This is a genomic window from Brachybacterium sacelli (assembly GCF_017876545.1).
Classification (GTDB): domain Bacteria; phylum Actinomycetota; class Actinomycetes; order Actinomycetales; family Dermabacteraceae; genus Brachybacterium; species Brachybacterium sacelli.
In genome coordinates this window covers 1,721,972-1,740,587 of record NZ_JAGIOD010000001.1, presented here as the reverse complement: position 1 = coordinate 1,740,587, position 18,616 = coordinate 1,721,972, and the positions used below count along the sequence as shown (strand labels likewise).

16 protein-coding genes are annotated in these 18,616 nt (G+C 69.2%); 11 read left to right on the top strand and 5 right to left on the bottom strand.

What is annotated here, in order from left to right; all coding sequences use genetic code 11:
* Positions 1-3: 3 nt before the first annotated feature.
* The 3 genes from JOF43_RS07710 to JOF43_RS07700 form a co-directional block, all read right to left on the bottom strand.
* Positions 4-1,620, bottom strand: coding sequence for an arylsulfatase (locus JOF43_RS07710; protein WP_209900870.1), 1,617 nt, complete (start codon positions 1,618-1,620; stop codon positions 4-6).
* Positions 1,621-1,665: 45 nt separating this feature from the next.
* On the bottom strand, positions 1,666-2,961 hold the full coding sequence (locus JOF43_RS07705; RefSeq protein ID WP_209900867.1) for an MFS transporter: 1,296 nt from the start codon (positions 2,959-2,961) through the stop codon (positions 1,666-1,668).
* A 360-nt stretch (positions 2,962-3,321) separates the two neighbouring features.
* The gene (locus JOF43_RS07700) at positions 3,322-3,915 is read right to left on the bottom strand and encodes a DUF5701 family protein (RefSeq protein ID WP_342592187.1); all 594 of its coding nucleotides are present in this window, start codon (positions 3,913-3,915) and stop codon (positions 3,322-3,324) included.
* 392 nt (positions 3,916-4,307) lie between these two features.
* Between JOF43_RS07700 and JOF43_RS07695 the strand changes: the two genes are divergently transcribed.
* Positions 4,308-5,204, top strand: a complete 897-nt coding sequence (locus JOF43_RS07695; protein ID WP_209900865.1) for a phosphotransferase family protein — start codon at positions 4,308-4,310, stop codon at positions 5,202-5,204.
* Positions 5,205-5,325: 121 nt separating this feature from the next.
* On the opposite strand, the gene JOF43_RS07690 is transcribed toward JOF43_RS07695, so the two are convergent.
* Positions 5,326-6,453, bottom strand: a complete 1,128-nt coding sequence (locus JOF43_RS07690; RefSeq protein ID WP_209900863.1) for a 3-deoxy-7-phosphoheptulonate synthase — start codon at positions 6,451-6,453, stop codon at positions 5,326-5,328.
* 280 nt (positions 6,454-6,733) lie between these two features.
* On the opposite strand from JOF43_RS07690, the gene JOF43_RS07685 reads away from it, so the two are divergent.
* The 10 genes from JOF43_RS07685 to JOF43_RS07640 all read left to right on the top strand — a co-directional run bounded on the left by JOF43_RS07685 (position 6,734) and on the right by JOF43_RS07640 (position 17,726).
* A complete protein-coding gene (locus JOF43_RS07685) occupies positions 6,734-8,677 on the top strand; it encodes an aconitate hydratase (protein ID WP_209900861.1) in 1,944 nt (647 codons plus the stop codon).
* A gap of 135 nt (positions 8,678-8,812) precedes the next feature.
* The gene (locus tag JOF43_RS07680; RefSeq protein ID WP_209900859.1) at positions 8,813-10,096 is read left to right on the top strand and encodes an ATP-grasp domain-containing protein; all 1,284 of its coding nucleotides are present in this window, start codon (positions 8,813-8,815) and stop codon (positions 10,094-10,096) included.
* The gene (locus JOF43_RS07675) at positions 10,093-12,114 is read left to right on the top strand and encodes a CocE/NonD family hydrolase (RefSeq protein ID WP_209900858.1); all 2,022 of its coding nucleotides are present in this window, start codon (positions 10,093-10,095) and stop codon (positions 12,112-12,114) included. The genes JOF43_RS07680 and JOF43_RS07675 overlap by 4 nt, the downstream gene beginning before the upstream one ends.
* 144 nt (positions 12,115-12,258) lie before the next feature.
* Positions 12,259-13,878: a PTS transporter subunit EIIC gene (locus JOF43_RS07670; RefSeq protein ID WP_209900856.1), complete on the top strand. Its 1,620-nt coding sequence runs from the start codon at positions 12,259-12,261 to the stop codon at positions 13,876-13,878.
* Positions 13,879-13,993: 115 nt separating this feature from the next.
* Positions 13,994-14,482, top strand: coding sequence for a PTS sugar transporter subunit IIA (locus tag JOF43_RS07665; protein ID WP_209900854.1), 489 nt, complete (start codon positions 13,994-13,996; stop codon positions 14,480-14,482).
* Positions 14,479-15,354, top strand: coding sequence for a PRD domain-containing protein (locus tag JOF43_RS07660; RefSeq protein WP_209900853.1), 876 nt, complete (start codon positions 14,479-14,481; stop codon positions 15,352-15,354). The genes JOF43_RS07665 and JOF43_RS07660 overlap by 4 nt, the downstream gene beginning before the upstream one ends.
* 10 nt (positions 15,355-15,364) lie before the next feature.
* Positions 15,365-16,048 carry an N-acetylmannosamine-6-phosphate 2-epimerase gene (locus tag JOF43_RS07655; RefSeq protein WP_209900851.1) on the top strand — a complete coding sequence of 228 codons (684 nt, stop codon included), beginning with the start codon at positions 15,365-15,367 and terminating at the stop codon, positions 16,046-16,048.
* 87 nt (positions 16,049-16,135) lie between these two features.
* Positions 16,136-16,348 (top strand): CsbD family protein, encoded by a 213-nt coding sequence (locus JOF43_RS07650; protein WP_209900849.1) that lies wholly within the window; start codon positions 16,136-16,138, stop codon positions 16,346-16,348.
* Positions 16,349-16,614: 266 nt separating this feature from the next.
* Complete coding sequence (locus JOF43_RS07645) at positions 16,615-17,259, top strand: dihydrofolate reductase family protein (RefSeq protein ID WP_209900847.1); 645 nt, start codon at positions 16,615-16,617, stop codon at positions 17,257-17,259.
* A 161-nt stretch (positions 17,260-17,420) separates the two neighbouring features.
* Complete coding sequence (locus JOF43_RS07640) at positions 17,421-17,726, top strand: hypothetical protein (protein WP_209900845.1); 306 nt, start codon at positions 17,421-17,423, stop codon at positions 17,724-17,726.
* Between the two features lie 20 nt (positions 17,727-17,746).
* Here the strand turns inward: JOF43_RS07640 and JOF43_RS07635 are convergent, their stop codons facing one another.
* A complete protein-coding gene (locus tag JOF43_RS07635; protein ID WP_209900843.1) occupies positions 17,747-18,613 on the bottom strand; it encodes a dihydrodipicolinate synthase family protein in 867 nt (288 codons plus the stop codon).
* Between the last annotated feature and the right edge of the window lie 3 nt (positions 18,614-18,616).

Here is an 18,616-nt window from a genome sequence, read left to right as displayed (position 1 = left end):
CGCTCACTCCGAGGGCAGGCCATTGCCCCGTTCCTCGTACAGGGCGAGCACTCGCTCACGAGGAATGACGCCGCAGCGATCCGCCCATGCCTGATACTCGGTCGAGAACTCTTCGACGATCTCCGGATGGTGCAGAGCCACATCGTGCAGCTCCGTGCGATCCTCCTCCACGTCATAGAGCTCCCATTCCTCGCCGTGCTTCTTCACGAGCTTCCACGCACCCCGGCGCACGCCGCAGTTCCCCTCGTGCTCCCAGTACAGGAATCGCCCTTCATCGGTGGCTCCGTCGTACAAGGTGGGCAACATGCTGATGCCCTCCAGCGGCAGCGGCTGGCGGTCCCGGCAGTGGCTCGGGTATTGCGTCCCGGTCGCGTCGAGGATCGTGGCCATGATGTCGGTGAGCTGGTGAGGTTGCGTCCGCAGCACACCCTCCGGCACCGTCCCGGGCCAGGAGACGATCAGCGGAGTCGCGATACCGCCCTCGTGGATCCAGTGCTTGTACTCGCGGAAGGGGGTGTTGGAGAGGTTCGCCCATGAGCGGCCGTACGTGCTGTACGTGTCCTCGCCTCCCGGGGTGATGCTGGGGTCGTTCCCCGGGCGAACCGGGCGTCCATCCCGAGAGGTCTCGTCGAAGCTGACGTAGGTGGTGACGAAATCCCGCGCGGACTCGATCGGCATTTCTTCGGCGCACCCTCCGTTGTCGGACAGGAAGATGATCAGCGAGTTGTCGATCTCGCCCTGCTCCTGCAGTTCCTCGACGACGCGCCCGACACCCTGGTCCATACGGTCGACCATCGCGGCATACACGGCCATTCGGCCGGCCTCCCATTCCTGGTCCTCGACATCGTCCCAGGCGGGGACGCGGGGGTCCCGATCGGTCAATGGCCACTTCTCGGAGATGATCCCCGAGGCGACGAGCCGCTCCAGGCGTTCCTTGCGCAGCTCGTCCCAGCCTGCGGAGAAGCGGTCCACATACTTGGCAATGTCGTCCTCACGTGCCTGGAGGGGCCAGTGAGGCGCTGTATAGGACAGATACAGGAAGAAGGGGTCATCCGAGTGTTCCTGTGCGTGAGCGCGCAGGAAATCCACTGCGTTGTCGGTGATGGCGTCGGTGTAGTAGAAGTCCGGGTCCTCGAACTCGTGCTCGACGTTGGTCTCGTTCCGGGTGAGGGTCCGCGGTGTGAAATAGCTGCCCGCGCCTTCGAGGGTCCCGAAGAACTCATCGAACCCGCGCCGGGTCGGCCAGGCGTCGGTCGGGTTATGGATGTCGCCCGCCATGTGCCATTTCCCGGACGCGTAGCTCCGGTAGCCGGCGGGGCGGAGCGCTTCGGCAATCGTCACGCAGTTCGAGTTGAGGTTCCCCGGATACCCCTCAGGGGAGTCGTCGTAGTTGAGGATCCCGATGCCGGTCTGGTGGGGATGCAGACCTGTCATGAGCGAGGCGCGGGACGGACTGCATCGGGCGGTGTTGTAGAACTGGCTCATCCGCGCGCCACCGGCGGCGAGAGCATCGATGTTCGGGGTCTCGACCTCACCGCCGTAACACCCGATATCGGAGAAGCCCATGTCGTCGACGAGGACGAGAACGACGTTGGGGGCGGAGACGGATTCATCGGTCATGCGAAGGCACCTCTGGCGAGTAGGGACGGAGAGGGATGGAGTGGTTCAGCGGGCTGCGCGTTCTGTCTCAGCACGGCCGATGCCCGGGGCGTGCAGGTCGCCGTCGATGTCGTCATGAGCCGTCTCTCTCGCAGCGCGGAGGCCGATCAAGGAGATGAGGGCGGCGAGCACGACGTACGCGGCAACGGGCCAGGCCGACCCGGTGAGGGAGACCAGCCACACGGAGAGTGCGGGAGCGATCGCTCCCGAGGGGAGTACACCGAGCTGGTAGACGATGGACATACCTGAGTAGCGGACTCGTGCGGGGAAGAGCTCGGCGATGAAGGCCGCCTCCGCTCCGAACATCGTGCACGCCCCGAGCGCCCATCCGAGAACGATCGCCAGCCAGATCAGAGGGGCGAGGCCGGTGTCGATCAAGGCGAAGATCGGGAAGGCGGTCACGGCGGCGACTGCCGCGCCGATCGCGAAGACCGGGCGGCGGCCGATGCGGTCGGAGAGCCTGCCCGCGAACGGGATGATGACGACTCCGAAGATGCTTGCGATCAGCAGCCCGTTCAGTGCGTGCTTGCTCTCCAGCCCTAGCACTTGGGTCGTGTAGGTCAGCACGAAGGCGTTGAACACGTTGAACGTCACGCTTTCCCCGAAGCGGGCGCAGAACCCGACGACGAGCTGCTTGGGGTACTTCGTGATCACCTCGAACATCGGTACGCCGGCCCGGTCGTCGTTCTCGACCATCTTCCGGAACGCAGGTGGCTCGGTGACATTCAGACGGATGACGAGCCCGACGATGACGAGCACGATGCTGAGCAGGAAGGGGATACGCCATGCCCATGCGAGCAGGGCCTCGTCTCCCAGCATGCTCACGGCGTTCACGAGCAGCGTCGAGAGCATGAGACCGAGGGGAACCCCGGTCTGCGGCCAGGAGGAGAAGAATCCCCGCTTGCCCTGGGGCGCATGCTCGAACGTGAGGATCGCGGCACCGCCCCATTCGCCGCCGAGCCCGATCCCTTGGAGCATGCGCAGCAGCAGGAGCAGGATCGGGGCAGCAGCACCGACCGACTCGTACGTGGGCAGGATCCCCATGCAGAACGTCGAGAGACCCATGATGAGCATCGTCGTCACCAGGATCTTCTTGCGCCCGAGCCGATCTCCGAAGTGACCGAAGATCAGTCCGCCGATCGGCCTGGTGACGAATCCCGCGGCGAAGGTGCCGAAAGCGACGAGCGTCCCGATCAGGGGGTCGAACGAAGGGAAGAACTGCGAGTCGAAGACGATCGCGGCCATCGTCGCGTAGAGGAAGAAGTCATACCACTCGACCACGGAGCCGATCACGCTTGCCACGACGGTGTTGCGCTCGTTCCTCCGTGTGCCTACCGCGGCTGAATGCGTCATTGGATTCCCTCCGAGGGCCGATCAGCCGTCGTCCCATTTAGCGGGACGGCGTCCCATTTACCTCGAACAACGTACGGCTCGGCTGTAGGCGCGTCAAGGACCGATCACCCCAGAGATCCCGTTGCGTCAGGGAAAAACCCAAATGACCAGCAGTGTCATCTCATCCAACGAACATCCGCCGTGGCCTGTCATGCCGGTGCCCGCACGGCATCTGCGCGTGCGCAGTGCGTCTCGAGGCGTTGATCGTGTTCCGGCTCCGGGGGAGCTTCCCTCCTCCGCGCAGGATGCAGCGCAGTGTCGACAGAGGCGTCACGCTCCGGTGGACCGCCCCGCGGCCGAGGCGATGCCGAGCCAGGTGTGGCGGTTGTTCCACCAGCACCAGCCGAGCTTCGGGGCGTCCTTGCGCTCCTTCCCGTCGCGTCCGGTGCCGTTCGAGATCCACAGCGCCGGCGTACGGGAGTCGAGCTTGCCGGTCGCCTTCATCAGCCGCGAGCCGATGGTCATGAAGCAGTGGTTGCGCTCGAGCACCTCCGGCTGCTGGAGCACCCAGTGCAGCCCCTCGGTGAGCAGCAGCGGGCTGCGGTCGCGGGCGGTGAGCTCGGCGAGCGCCTCGGCGGGCGAGGCGTTCTCGAACTCGTCCCCGCGGGCGATGCCCGTGACGAGATAGAGCGCTTCCCCGGGGAGCTCGAGGCCGGTGGGCGCGAAGCGGTCCACGTCGGTCATGTCCTCGACCACGAACCCGGGCTTCTCGCCCCGTCGCATGAGGGGGGCGAGGGTCGACGGGGGCGCGAGGTCCGGACGGAACACGAGCAGGGCGTCGGTGCGCTCGCTCCCCCACTGTGCGACGGCCGCCCGCATCGCCTCCGTAGAGAGGCCTGCGAGGGAATGGACGTCGAGGTCGATGAGGCGCTGTGCCTGCGCGGCGAGAGCCGGGAGGACGACGGCGGACGAGCTCGTGAGTGCAGTGTGCTCGGTGATGGCTTCTCCTGGGAGGGGCGGCGGATCCTGCGCGGACCGCTTGTCAACGTCCCCGTGCGCTGCGGTATTCCCTCACCAGGGCCGACCGGGCCGGCAGCCGCCCACCGACCACTGATGCCCTTCGGGGTCGAGCATCTCGACGCGATGGTTGCCCCAGGGCGTCGTCTCCGGGGCGTGCAGGGTGCGGACACCGGCGGCGCTGTCCCGCTGTGCACTCCCACCGCAGGAATATGCGAGGACAGATCCTGCCCGGAAAGGCTCGCTGAGGTCCCGGAATCCGATTGAGCCCTTCGGGCCCCTCTGACAGTCTCTGCCGCATGCCCCAGAACTCCAATTCCTCGGACCTCGACCCGGCGCTGCGCGCCTGGCTCTCCCCCTTCGTCGGGGAGGTCTCGCTGGTGCGTTCGCTGGTCGGCGGCATCACCGGGCAGATGCTGCAGGTGCGGCGCGCGGACGGTCGCGGTGACGTCGTCGTGCGGCGCTGGTCCGGGGACGGGAGCTGGCAGCACGACATGGTCCGCCGTGAGGCGGCTGGGCTGGACGCCCTGGCCGATGCCGGTCTGCCGATCCCTTCGCTGCTCGCCGCCGATCCCGAGGGAGCCGCTTCCGGGCTGCCGACCACGCTCACCCGTTTCCTGCCCGGGCAGGTGGAGCTCGCGCCGTTCGACCTGCGCGCCTGGGTGCGCCGGCTCGCCGCGATGCTGGCGCGGATCCACGCGGTGCCGCCGCCGGTGCTCGGCCCCTGCGAACTGTGGGCGTCCTCCGAACTGTCCTGGCTGGAGCAGGGCGGCGACCCGGGGCTCGCCCGCACCGCCCGCGAGCTCGCCGCTCGACCCGCGGATCCTGCCCGCGCCGTGCTCAGCCATGGCGACTACCAGCACTTCAACGTGCTCTGGCAGGGCGGGAGCATCTCGGCGGTGGTGGACTGGCCCACCGTCGGCCTCGCGGACCGTGGTCTGGACGTGGGCCATTGCCGGCTCAACCTCGCCGTGCTGTTCTCCGCCGACGCCGCCATGTGGTTCCTCGACGACTACGAGGAGCTGGCCGGGGTGAGGGTCGACCCGGCGTGTGACCTCCAGCGCCTGCTGAACTTCGGCCCGAACTGGCCCGAGTTCATCCCGCTCCAGGTGGCCGGCCGCGCCCCCGTCGACGGCCCCGGGATGGCCGGCCGGGTGCGCGAGACGATCACGCGCACGCTGCGCCGGGCGGACTGAGGCGGCCCGGCGCGCTCTTCGGGCAGCACATCAGGGACGTCAGCGGCAGGAGCCGTCGCGGTGCGTCGCGTCGTGCCGCTCCTGTCCCTCGTCTGCGGTGCGCACCCACCAGGACCCATGATCACCTCGCCGCCGCGACCCGACGCCGCTGCACTCCCCCGGCGAGCCCGCGCAGCACCTCGTCGGTGACTTCCCAGTCCATGCACTTGTCGGTGACGGACTGCCCGTGGACGAGTCCGGCGGGCCCCGCGTCGACATCGAGCGTCTGCGCGCCGGCCACGAGGTTGCTCTCGAGCATGATCCCCGCGATCGCCTCCCCGTCGACGGCGACCTGGTCGGACAGCGCGGCGGCGACCTCCGCCTGCCGTCGGTGGTCCTTGCCGCTGTTGCCGTGGCTGGCGTCGATGATCAGGCGCGGCACGAGGCCCTGCTCGGTCAGGCGCTCGGCGGAGGCGCGCACGGGACCCGGGCCCCAGTTCGCTCCGGTGGATCCGCCGCGCAGGATGAGGGAGACGTCGGGGTTGCCGGTGGTGGAGACCAGGCTCGCGCGCCCGTCGGCCCCGATGCCCAGGAAGGCCTGCGGGGTCGAGGCAGCCGCCACCGCATCGAGTGCGACCTGGATGGCGCCATCGGTGCCGTTCTTGAAGCCGATCGGCATCGACAGCCCGGAGGCGAGCTGGCGGTGGATCTGGCTCTCGGTGGTGCGGGCACCGATCGCGCCCCAGCTGATGATATCGGCGATGTACTGGGGGCTGATCGGCTCGAGGAACTCCGTGGCGCAGGGCAGGCCGAGAGCCGTGACCTCGCGCAGGAAAGCACGCGCCCGGCGCAGTCCGGTGGCGATGTCGTGACTGCCGTTCAGATGCGGGTCGTTGATCAGGCCCTTCCAGCCCACGGTGGTGCGAGGCTTCTCGAAGTACGTGCGCATCACCAGGAGCAGGTCATCACCCAGCTCAGCCTGCGCATCCGCGAGCAGGCGCGCGTACTCGAGGCCGGCGTCGGGGTCGTGGATCGAGCAGGGGCCCACGATCACCAGCAGGCGGTCGTCGGTGCCACGGAGGGTGGAGCGCACGGCCTCCCGATGCTCGGCGACCAGCTCTGCGTGCTCGGGATCCATCGGCAGCTCGGCGCGGAGCTCGGCCGGGGTGGGCAGCGGCGTGAAGCTCGCGATGTGGCGGTCGCGCGCGGTGGTGGGGGCCGCGGAACGCACGGCGGACGCTGCGGCAGGGGCGGAGTCGAGAACGGTCATGGGTCCTGTCCTGGGGTCAGGGCGGACCCGCTGCAGAGCCCGCCGGAAACGGCGAAGGGCAGAGCATCTGCTCTGCCCGTCGGCTCTGAAGGGTTGGTGACGCTATGCCGTCGCCGGCCCCTCCAGGGCCGACTGCGCATAGGTAAACCAACGGTTCGTCATTCCAGGACCGTACCCCATCTCCCACCGCGTGGGTGCGCCGGTCCGAGTTCGGGCTTATGGTGGCAAGAGGTCCGCCGCCGGACCGGCGCCGGGCCGCAATCCTCTGGAGGGCAGCCCCGTGGCACGCAACGTCGCACAGAAGCTCATCGCCGAACACCTCGTCGAAGGCTCGCTCGAGCCCGGCTCCGAGATCGGCCTACGTGTCGATCAGACCCTCACCCAGGACGCCACCGGCACCATGGTGATGCTCGAGCTCGAGGCGATGGGCCTGGAGCGGATCCGCACCGAGCTGTCGGTCCAGTACGTCGACCACAACCTGCTGCAGACCGACGAGAAGAACCCTGATGACCACCTCTTCCTGGAATCCGCCGCGCAGCGCTTCGGCCTGTGGTTCTCCAAAGCCGGCAACGGCGTCTCCCATCCTGTCCACCAGGCCCACTTCGGACGCCCCGGCACGCTGCTGATCGGCTCGGACTCCCACACCTGCGCGGCCGGCGCCCTGGGCATGCTCGCGATCGGCGTCGGCGGTCTCGAGATCGCGATGGCGATGGCCGGCCAGCCGCTGTACGTCTCGACCCCGGAGATCTGGGGCGTGGAGCTGACGGGATCGCTGCCGGACTGGGTCAGTGCCAAGGACGTGGTGCTGGAGATGCTGCGTCGCCACGACGTCAAGGGCGGCGTCGGCCGCATCATCGAGTACCACGGCGAGGGCCTGAAGCAGCTGACCGCGATGGACCGCCATGTCATCGCGAACATGGGCGCCGAGCTCGGTGCGACTGCGACGGTGTTCCCGGCCGACGACGCCGTGCGCTCCTACCTCGAGTCCGTCGGCCGCGCCGGGGAGTTCGAGCGCTGGGAGGCCGACGAGGACGCCACCTACGACGTCACCGAGCACATCGATCTCTCGCAGCTGGAACCGCTGATCGCGAAGCCCTCCTCCCCCGGCAACGTCGTCACCGTCGCCTCCGTGGCCGGCGAGGACGTCTCCCAGGTGGTCGTCGGCTCCTCCGCGAACCCGGGGCTGCGGGACTTCGCGGTGGTCGCCGAGATCCTCGACGGCCACCAGACCGGCCCCGGGATCTCCCTCGACATCAACCCCACCTCCCGGGAGGTGCTGGCCGATCTCATCGCCGGCGGCTGGCTCACCTCGCTGGTCAGCGCCGGTGCCCGGATCCACCAGTCCGGTTGCATGGGGTGCATCGGGATGGGGCAGGCGCCCGCGACGGGCCGCAACTCCCTGCGCACCATGCCGCGCAACTTCCCCGGCCGCTCCGGCACCGAGGAGGACGCCGTGTGGCTGTGCTCCCCCGAGACCGCCGCGGCTGCCGCGCTGACCGGGCGGATCACCGACCCCCGCACGCTCGAGAGCAGCCACGACCTGGCGTACCCGCGGCCGACGATGCCGGAGTTCTACTCGACGGTGGACGACATGCTGCTGCCGCCGCTGCCGCCCGAGCAGGCGGCGGGCGTCGAGCTGGTCAAGGGGCCGAACATCTCGTCACTGCCGGAGTTCGCACCCGTCGAGGACCACCTGGCGGTGCCGGCGCTGCTGGTGATGGGCGACAACGTCTCCACCGACGAGATCATGCCGGCCGGCTCGCGGGTGCTGCCCTTCCGCAGCAACATCCCCAAGATCGCCGAATTCTCCTTCACCCGGCTCGACGGGACCTACCCGCAGCGCGCCCGGGAGGCCGAGGGTGGGCACGTGGTGATCGCCGGGGACAACTACGGGCAGGGCTCCTCGCGCGAGCACGCCGTGATCGCCCCGCGCTACCTGGGGCTGCGGGCGGTGATCGCGAAGTCCTTCGCCCGGATCCACTGGCAGAACCTCGCCAACTTCGGGATCCTCGCCCTCGAGTTCGACGACCCCACCGCCCACGACGGCCTCGCCCAGGGCGACGAGGTGGTCCTGGACGGGATCCACGACGCGCTGCGCGGTGGCCGGCAGCTCACCGCGAGGATCGGCGGTCGGGAGGTGGGCCTGCACCACCGGCTCTCGCCGCGGCAGGTCGACATGGTCCTCGCCGGCGGGCGGATCCCGCTGACGGCACAGGAGATGTGAGGGGAGGGGCCTCGCCGCACCGGCGGGTCGACGCCGACCAGCCGGTCGCCGTTCCTTTACGCGACAGGAGCCCGACCGCACGATGGAGATCCACGTGCTCGCCCCCGTGCACGACCCGGCCGCAGGAGATCGCTCATGACGCGCCACGTTTTCCTCCTCGGGCTCGACCACCGCAACCTGGAGATCCTGCGCCGTCTGCCCGGCGCCGCCGAGCTCGAGTTCCACCGGCTGCTGTCCCTCGAGGAGCTGCAGGGCGCGCACATCGACATGCCGACGCTGCTGCACCGGGCCGAGGAGGAGCTGGATACCGCCGGTGTCGCGGTCGATGCGATCGCGAGCTTCTGGGACTTCCCGATGGTGACCATGGTGCCGATCCTGTGCGCCCGCCGGGGCCTGCCGTCGGCCGATCTCCTCGCGGTGCTGCGCTGTGAGCACAAGTACTGGGCCCGCGTCGTCCAGCGCGATGCCATCGACGAGATCCCCGGCTTCGGCCTGCTGGACCTCGACATCCCCGCACCGGTCCTGCCCGAGAGGATGCAGTACCCGGTGTGGATCAAGCCGGTCAACGCCGCCTCCTCCGCGGGCGCGTTCAAGCTCGAGGACGACGCGGACCTGCGCCGGCACCTGCCTGACGTGCGCGCGGTGATCGACCGTCTGGGCCCGCCCTTCCAGCAGGTGCTGGACATGGCCGAGCTGCCCGGGGAGATCGCGGACGTCGGTGGCCGGGCGTGCCTGGTGGAGGAGGCCGTCAGCGGGCACCAGATGACCCTCGAGGGCTTCAGCCACGACGGTGAGGTGGTGGTCTACGGGGTGGTCGACTCCTTCGACTATCCCGGCACCTCCAGCTTCCAGCGCTACCAGTACCCCTCCAGCGCACCGTGGGGCGTGCGCGAACGCATCGGCGACATCTCGCGCCGCGTCGTCGAGGCCTCCGGCCTGCGGGAGTCGACGTTCAACATCGAGTTCTTCTGGGACGAGGCCACCGACGCGATCCGCCTGCTCGAGGTCAACGCCCGGCACTCCCAGGAGCATGCCCCGCTGTTCGAGATGGTCGACGGTGCCTCCAACCATCAGGCGATGATCGACATCGCCTTCGGCCGCACCCCGCAGCTCCCCCACGGCGCCGGGGGCCACGCGGTGGCCGCCAAATGGTTCCTGCGGCACTTCGGCGACGGGATCGTGCGCTCGGTGCCGACCGGCGAGCAGATCGCCCGGCTCGAGCAGGAGCTGCCCGGCACCAGCATCCACATCCGGGCCCTCCCCGAGGAGCAGCTCTCGCAGCGCTTCTACGAGGACGGCTACAGCAGCATCCTGGCCACCGTCTACACCGGCGGGGCCGACGAGGAGGAGATCGCGCAGGCCTACCGCCGCTGCGCCCAGACCCTGGAGTTCGAGATCGACGAGGTGAGGACCCCATGAGGACCGTCACGACCTTCCCGCACGAGATCGACGAGACCGAGCACCTGTGGATCGAGATGTCCGACGGGACGCACCTGGCCGCCCGCCTGTGGCGGCCCGTCTCCGCGGACGCGGATCCGGTGCCCGGGGTGCTGGAGATGATCCCCTACCGCAAACGGGACCTGACCGCCCAGCGCGACTCCCTGCACCACCCGTACATGGCCGGGCACGGCTACGCCTGCCTGCGCGTGGACCTGCGCGGCAGCGGCGACTCCGAAGGGGTGCTGACCGACGAGTACCTCGAGCAGGAGCTGCAGGACGCCGAGGAGGTGCTGGCGTGGATGGCCCGGCAGCCGTGGTGCTCGGGCCGCACCGCGATGATGGGCATCTCGTGGGGTGGTTTCAACGCGCTGCAGGTCGCAGCTCGTCGACCCCCGAGCCTGGGCGCGATCATCACGCTGAGCTCGACCGACGACCGCTACACCGACGACGTCCACTACATGGGCGGGTGCCTGCTGACCGACAACCTCTCCTGGGCCTCGACCATGTTCGCCTACACGGCCTGCCCGCCGGACCCCGCGCTGGTCGGCGACGCCTGGCGACAGATGTGGCAGGACCGGCTGGAGAAAAGCGGCCTGTGGCTGGAGACCTGGTTGCGCCACCAGCGGCGCGACGACTACTGGCGTCACGGCTCCGTGGTCGAGGACTACAGCGCCATCGAGGTGCCGGTGCTCGCCGTGAGCGGGTGGGCCGACGGCTACTCCAACGCCGTCTTCCGCCTGCTGGCCGGATTGAGCTCCCCGGTGCGGGGCCTGATCGGGCCCTGGAGCCACAAGTATCCGCACCTGGGCGAGCCCGGCCCCGCGATCGGCTTCCTGCAGGAGGTCGTCGCCTGGTGGGACCACTGGCTGAAGGACGACCGCGACAACGGGGCGATGGACGGCCCCGCACTGACGATCTGGATGCAGGACCACGCCCCGCCCGCGACCACCTACGAGAACCGTCCGGGCCGCTGGGTGGGCGAGGACTCCTGGCCCAGCGACCGCATCGTCCCCACCAGCTTCCCGCTGGGCAGGTACCGGATCCATCCACCCGGCACGGAGTCCGACAGCGCCCCGCAGTCCGTGCGCTCCCCGCTGTCGGTGGGCCAGTTCGCCGGCAAGTGGTGCTCCTACAACGCGCCGCCGGACCTGCCCTACGACCAGCGTGAGGAGGACGGCGGCTCCCTCGTGTTCACCAGCGAGGAGCTGAGCGAGCCGCTCGAGATCCTCGGCGCACCGCTGATGAGCGTGGACATCGCGGTGGACCAGCCGGTGGCGCAGGTGATCGTGCGACTCTCGGACGTCGCGCCCGACGGGGAGGCCACCCGGGTCACCTACGGCGTCCTGAACCTCACCCACCACAGCGGCTCCGCGCAGCCGACGGCACTGACCCCCGGCGAGCGCCGCACCGTGCAGGTCCAGCTCAACGGCGTGGCGCAGCGCTTCCCCGCCGGGCACCGGCTCCGCGCCTCGCTCTCGACCTCGTACTGGCCGGTGGTGTGGCCCCCGCCGGAACCGGTGCGTCTGACCGTCCACCCCGCCGGGAGCGAGCTGACGCTGCCGGTGCGGCCCGTCCCGGAGGACGAGACCTCCCCGGTCTTCGAGGACCCGGAGGCGGCCGCACCGATCGCCACCACGCAGCTCGCCGCCGGCGAACAGGCCTGGCAGGTCAGCCGCGACCTGGTGGACCTCACGGGCCGGCTCGACGTGGTCAAGGACCTCGGGATCGTGCTGCTGGACGACATCGACCTCGCCGTGCGGCGCGATGCCCGCGAGGCCTACACCTTCGACGCGGGCGACGTCAGCTCGGTGCGCGGCGAGACGCTGTGGAAGATCGGCTTCTCCCGCGGCGCCTGGGAGGCCGGCGCCACCACCCGCACCGTGCTCACCTCGAGCGCGAGCGATTTCCATCTCTACGCCGAGCTGGACGCCTGGGAGGGTGAGGAGCGGGTGCATTCGCAGACGTGGAGCACCACGATCCCGCGCGACCACGTGTGAGCGGGGGCGCCGGGACCCGGACGACGACCATCGGGTGCCGGCAAGTTGACCGTCTCGTCGTCGGGGCCTTACTCTCGAGCGTTCGCAGGATTGTGACTCGACAGAGGCAAGACCTGGCCACCCCGTTAACCCCTGGGGTCCCCCATGTCCTCCTCCCCGTCCACTGCCACCCCCGATGCTCCGCGCACAGTGCGCGAACGTCTCGGCGCTCCCTTCAAACAGGCCCAGAAGGTCGGCAAGGCCTTCATGCTGCCGATCGCGATCCTGCCCGCCGCCGGCCTCCTGCTCGGCGTGGGCGGCGCGTTGTCGAACCCGACCACGGTCGCCACCTACCCGGTGCTGGACACTGCGATCCTGCAGACCGTCTTCACCGTCATGTCCGACGCCGGCTCCGTCGTCTTCGGCAACCTCCCGCTGCTGCTGTCGATCGGGTTGTGCATCGGCCTGGCCAAGCGGGACAAGGGCACTGCCGCCCTGGCCGGCATCGTCGGTTACCTGGTGATGACCGGCTCGACCGCCTCACTGCTGGGGATCTTCGATCCCGAGGGAGAAGCGATCGACACCGGGATCGTCGGGGCGCTGGCGATCGGCGCGCTCGCCGTGTGGCTGCACAATCGGTACCACAACATCCAGCTTCCGCAGGTCCTGGGCTTCTTCGGCGGCTCGCGATTCGTGCCGATCATCGTCTCCCTGGTCGCGATCCCGATCGGTGCGCTGTTCTTCCTGATCTGGCCGCCGATCCAGGGTGCCCTGGTCTCCGCCGGCCAGGGCATCGCAGGGCTCGGCCCGGTGGGGACGTTCCTGTACGGATTCCTGCTGCGTCTCTCGGGCGCCGTCGGCCTCCACCACATGATCTACCCGATGTTCTGGTACACGCCGCTGGGCGGGACCGAGGCCGTCGCCGGCTCCACCGTCTCCGGGGCGCAGAACATCTTCTTCGCCCAGCTCGCCGATCCGCACCACAGCGGTCTGTACACCGAGGGCACCAAGTACTTCGCCGGACGATTCGCGACGATGATGTTCGGACTCCCGGGGGCCTGCCTGGCGATGTATCACTGCGTGCCCAAGGGGCGGCGCGCGAAGCTCATGGGTCTGTTCCTCGGCGTCGCGCTGACCTCGTTCGTCACCGGCATCACCGAGCCGATCGAGTACATGTTCCTGTTCGTCGCTCCGCTGCTGTACGTGTTTCACGCCGTACTCGACGGGCTGTCGTTCCTGATCGCGGATCTGCTGCAGATCCGCATCGGCAACACCTTCTCCGGCGGCGTCATCGACTTCCTGCTGTTCGGAGTGTTCCAGGGCGAGAGCCGTACCCACTGGCTGTACGTCATCCCCATCGGGCTGATCTGGTTCGGCCTGTACTACGTCTCGTTCCGCTTCTTCATCACCCGTTTCAACCTCAAGACTCCAGGGCGGACCGACGAGGAGATGGTCGAGGATGCCACCAGCGCGAAGGGTGCAGCCCCCACCAGCACCGCGACCGGCATCGACGCGCCGACCGCGGACAGGCAGGCCGGTGCCCGCGAGACCTCCCGGCAGATCATCGACGCGCTGGGCGGTCAGGAGAACCTCGAGGACGTCGATGCGTGCATCACCCGGCTCCGAGTCTCGGTGCACGACGCCACCAAGGTCGACAAGAAGACGCTGAAGGATCTCGGAGCGGTCGATGTCTTCGAGGTCTCCGGCGGCGTCCAAGCCGTGTACGGCGGAAAGGCCGTCATATACAAGAGCCACATCAACGACATCATCGGTCACGACGACTGATCAGGACTGACCAGGATTGATCGACGTGCTGACGAGGAACGAGTCGGCAGGAGACCAGTCAATCCCCTCGAGACTGATCGACGTGCCTCTCCCCCACCCCACGAAGGAGCCTCCCATGTTCGGAATGCACCGCAAGAAGAAGGCCGCCACCCCCGGCGACCTGGTCGCCGCGCCGGTGCGCGGACGCCTGCTGCCGCTGGACCAGGTCCCCGACCCCGTGTTCTCGGGCGGGCTGATGGGGCCCGGCTTCGCTGTCGATCCCTCCGACGGGCGCATCACCGCCCCCGTCGCCGGAACGATCGTCATGGTCCCCGAGACCCTCCATGCCGTCGGACTGCGCACCGCGGCCGGAACAGAGATCCTGATCCATGTCGGCATCGACACCGTCACCCTCAAGGGCGAGGGCTTCACCGCCCACTGCGCCGTCGGCGACGACGTCGAGCCCGGTGCCCCGCTGCTCGAGGTCGACCTCGAGACGGTGCGGGAGCACGTGCCCTCGATGATCACCCCGGTCATCGTCACCAATGCCGCCGAGCGCGCCGTCGGCGAGGTCGATCTCGAGGCCGCCGCCGGGGCCCCCGTCCTGACGATCACGGGACCATGAGCGTCAGGGCTGATCGCTTCGTCGTCCAGCGCGTGCACAACAACAACGTGGTGCTCGCGCTGGACGGCAGCGACCGCTCCGTGGTGATCACCGGGCCCGGCGTGGGCTTCGGCATGAGCCGCGGCACGGTGCTCGACCCTGGGCGGATCGAGACCGTGTACGTGCCCGAGAACGCCGCTCGCGCTCAGATCGCCGCCGATACGCTGGCCGCGATCCCGGTGCCGGTGCTCGAGACCGCCGCAGCGATCGTCGACGCCTTCGACCATTCCGCAGGCCTCACTCATTCGGACGTCCTGCTGGTGCCCGTCGCCGATCACCTCCACCAGGCAGTCCGACGGGCGGAGCAGGGGATCGAGATCGAGATGCCCCTGGTGTGGGAGGTGCGCAACCTCTATCCGCGCGAGACCCGCATCGGCCAGGAGGCCCTGGAGATCATCGCGGAGCGACTGGGGACCCGGTTGCCCTCGCAGGAGGCCACCGCCTTCGCGCTCCACTTCGTCAGCGTGAGCTTCTCGCAGAAGGTCATCGACCGCACCGTGCTGATGACCCAGTCCCTGACCGAGATCTTCTCCCGCATCGACGCCTACCGCGGGGAACCCTTGGATCGGCAGGGCGCGGCCGCCGCTCGGTTCGTCACCCACTTGAGGTATCTGTTCACGCGCCTGGCCGAGGGGCGCGAGGTCGCAGATGCTCCAGCGCTGCTGCATGACGCTCTGGAGACCGGCCTGCCGGATGCCATGCGCATCGCGCGGGACATCTCCGCGCTGCTCGAGGAGTCCTGGGGGCACACCCTCAGCTCGAGCGAGTCCGCGTACATCGCGCTGCACGTCCATCGCCTGCTCGCCGAGGCCGGCGACTCGCCATCCTCCTGAAAGGTTCCCCATGCATCCTCTGATCGCCCCGCTCGAGGGCACGCTGATCGTCTCCTGCCAGGCCTACCCCGGCGAACCCCTGCGCGACCCGGCCACCATGGCCCAGATCGCCACCGCCGCCCAGACCGGCGGCGCCACCGCCATCCGCGCCCAAGGCCTCGACGACATCCACGCCGTCAAGAACGCCGTCGACGTCCCCGTCATCGGACTCTGGAAAGACGGCACCGACGGAGTGTTCATCACCCCCACCCTCGAACACTGCCTCGCCGTCCTCGACGCCGGCGCCGACATCCTCGCCCTCGACGGCACCCAACGCGAAAGACCCGACGGCCGCACCCTCACCGAAACCGTCCACGCCCTCCGCGAACACTTCGACGGCCCCCTCATGGCCGACTGCGACTCCCTCGACTCCGCCCTCGCCGCAGCCGACGCCGGCATCGAACTCATCGGCACCACCCTCGCCGGCTACACCACCACCCGACCCAAGACCACCGGACCCGACCTCGAACTCCTCACCGACCTCACCACACACCTCCCCGAAACCTCCGCCCTGATCGCCGAAGGCCGCATCCACACCCCCACCCAGGCCGCCGCCTGCCGCGAAGCCGGAGCATTCGCCATCACCGTCGGCACCGCCATTACCCACCCCACCACCATCACCACCTGGTTCCACGACGCCATCACCCGAGCCTGACCGGCAGGTCGGTGGCGGCGGCGCCGTGGGTCCTATGCTCGGCGGACCGGACGATGTCCGTCGTCACATCACCGCCAGGAGGCACCGATGAGCAGCGAAGAGAAGTTCGAGAACTCGAAGGACAAGCTGGGCGGCGAGGCCAAGGAAGGCCTCGGCAAGCTGACCGGCGACAAGGAGACCGAGGCCGAGGGCCGGGCCGAGCAGGGCAAGGCCGCTCTCAAGGGCAAGGCCCAGGATGCCCGGGACAGCGTCAAGGGCGCGGTCGACGGCATGTTCGGGAACAAGGACAAGACCGACTGACCCCGACGCGCGTCGACCCGTGACCGCCGCGGCCCCGCGTCGGGTGCCGGTCACGAGTCGATGCCCCGCTTCCCCTGGATACCCGTCCCGGCCCGCGGTAGCGTATCCACGAGCACGGCGGTCGCGGCGTCCACCTGCTCGACCCGTCGGGCCGCTACCTGGAGCTGATCACCCGGCCGTACCTGTGACCCCGCGTCGACGGATGGCCCGTGCGGGGGCGTGATGGGGCGGGCAGGTCGTCCAGGATCTCCTTCAGGAAGTGCGCGATGACGCAAAGAGTCCGAGTCCAGAACTTCACCGTCTCCCGTGACGGCATCGGCGCCGGGGAGGATCAGAGCCTCGAGCAGCCCTTCGGGCACGTGAACCCTGGTGAGCTGATGGCCTGGGCGCTGGAGACCGCGTCCGTCCCCGCCCGTGCCGAGCCGGGCGGTACGCGCGGGCTCGAGGACTACTTCACCCGCGACTTCGCCCACGGCATCGGTGCCGAGATCATGGGTCGTCACAAGTTCGGGCACCAGCGCGGTCCCTGGCCCGACGACGGCTGGATCGGCTGGTGGGGAGAGGAGCCCCCGTTCCACACCCCGGTGTTCGTGCTCACCCACCATCCGCACCCCGATCTCACCCTCGGCGAGACGACCTTCCACTTCCTCGACGCTTCCCCGCAGGAGGCGCTGGCCCGTGCGAAGGACGCGGCCGACGGGAAGGACGTGCGCATCGGCGGCGGCGTCACCACGCTGCGCGAATTCCTCGAGGCGGACCTCGTCGACGAGATGCACGTGGCGATCGCTCCGCTGGAGTACGAAACGGGACTGCGCCTGTGGGAGAACCCGGAAGAGCTCACCGACCGCTTCCATCTCGAGCAGATCACGGCTGCCAGCGGGGCCACGCACTGCTTCTTCTGGCGGCGCTGAGCGGGCTTCCGCCGTCCTCTCATCCGACCGGTCGGGCTTCTTGGGCGGAAGCACCCCGCGGGCCTACGGTGGAGTAGGAGGGAGCCGCGATCATGCGATTCAGTGCCAGGCGTCACGCCAACGCGTTCCCCGTGCAGTGCGAGGTTCGGGGTTGCAGGTCGATGCCGCAGGAATGGTTCGAGTTCGACCACCACTCCTTCGACGTCTGCTCCGCGCACGGGCTGCAGCTGCGCGCGGGTGAGGCGCACTCCGTCCAGGACGACGAGCTCCTTGTCGGCCCGGAGGCCGCCTCAGAGCTCCTCGACCTCCACATCTCGACGACTCCCACCGGCACGGTGCTCACCCTCTGGCTGGGCCATCACGGCTTGGTCGATCAGGAGGTCCCCCTGAAGGTCACGCCGACGCTCCGGGCCTCGATGCGGGACATGCTGAGGGACGAGGACGATCCCGAGGCGGGCCCGGCATAGACGGAGCGGCCACCCGGCGGTCAGCCGAGGGTCGTGACGGCCTCCTCGACGGCCGCCCGCGCCTGCTCGTCCGGCGCCTCGATCGACATCCTGCAGGTCCCGGACCGCACGCCGAGCAACTCGTAGGCGTAGTGCATGCGCCCCACGTCGCCGGCGATCGCGCTGACGGCCTGGTCGACGTCGGCCTGGACCTCGTCACGACTCCGCGCCCCCTCTGCGGCGGCCCGGAAGGGCTTCGGCAGCACCGAGGAGACGCCGGAGACGACGCCCTGCGCACCGTGCTCGCTTACCCCGAGGAGGTCCCGGTCCGCGCCGGTGTAGAGAGTGAAGTCCTCGGGTACCACGTCGCGGTATTCCCCCAACAGAGAAAGCGGCTCCTCGCTCACCTTCGCCCCCGCGATGTTCGGCAGCCTCGAGAGGTCCTGCATCACGCGTGGGGAGACGGCATTGTTCGACCTCTTCGCGTAGACGTACACGAATACGCGCAGCCCCGACGAGGCGCGGTCGACGGCTGTGAAGAAGTCGAGCAGCGCCTGGTCTGTGATTGGGAGGTAGTAGGGGGTCAGCACTGCGATCTCCCGAGCGCCCGCCTCGCGGGCCTGCTCGATGTGACGAAGCACCTCGAAAAGGCTGGCCGCGCCGACGTGCACGATCACGCGCATGTGGGGGCTGAGGACTTGCACGGCCAGCGCGGCGAGCCCTCCCCGTTCCTGTCGACTCAGTGAGGGGAACTCACCTGTCGTGCCGAGCGGGAAGGCGCCTTCGTTCCCGGAGGCGGCGACGAACTCGAGGATAGCGCGCGAGGCCTCGAGATCGACCTCTCCGGTGGGGGTGAATCCGGTCGGTACGGCCGTGATGACCTCGGGGCGGTAGTTCTGTGTGGCCATGGG

Coding starts and splice junctions, on each gene's coding strand:
- JOF43_RS07665 (WP_209900854.1), top strand. CDS start 13,994: ATGTTCGGAATGCACCGCAAGAAGAAGGCCGCCACCCCCGGCGACCTG.
- JOF43_RS07710 (WP_209900870.1), bottom strand. CDS start 1,620: ATGACCGATGAATCCGTCTCCGCCCCCAACGTCGTTCTCGTCCTCGTC.
- JOF43_RS07655 (WP_209900851.1), top strand. CDS start 15,365: ATGCATCCTCTGATCGCCCCGCTCGAGGGCACGCTGATCGTCTCCTGC.
- JOF43_RS07690 (WP_209900863.1), bottom strand. CDS start 6,453: ATGACCGTTCTCGACTCCGCCCCTGCCGCAGCGTCCGCCGTGCGTTCC.
- JOF43_RS07635 (WP_209900843.1), bottom strand. CDS start 18,613: ATGGCCACACAGAACTACCGCCCCGAGGTCATCACGGCCGTACCGACC.
- JOF43_RS07675 (WP_209900858.1), top strand. CDS start 10,093: ATGAGGACCGTCACGACCTTCCCGCACGAGATCGACGAGACCGAGCAC.
- JOF43_RS07645 (WP_209900847.1), top strand. CDS start 16,615: ATGACGCAAAGAGTCCGAGTCCAGAACTTCACCGTCTCCCGTGACGGC.
- JOF43_RS07660 (WP_209900853.1), top strand. CDS start 14,479: ATGAGCGTCAGGGCTGATCGCTTCGTCGTCCAGCGCGTGCACAACAAC.
- JOF43_RS07650 (WP_209900849.1), top strand. CDS start 16,136: ATGAGCAGCGAAGAGAAGTTCGAGAACTCGAAGGACAAGCTGGGCGGC.
- JOF43_RS07670 (WP_209900856.1), top strand. CDS start 12,259: ATGTCCTCCTCCCCGTCCACTGCCACCCCCGATGCTCCGCGCACAGTG.
- JOF43_RS07695 (WP_209900865.1), top strand. CDS start 4,308: ATGCCCCAGAACTCCAATTCCTCGGACCTCGACCCGGCGCTGCGCGCC.
- JOF43_RS07680 (WP_209900859.1), top strand. CDS start 8,813: ATGACGCGCCACGTTTTCCTCCTCGGGCTCGACCACCGCAACCTGGAG.
- JOF43_RS07640 (WP_209900845.1), top strand. CDS start 17,421: ATGCCGCAGGAATGGTTCGAGTTCGACCACCACTCCTTCGACGTCTGC.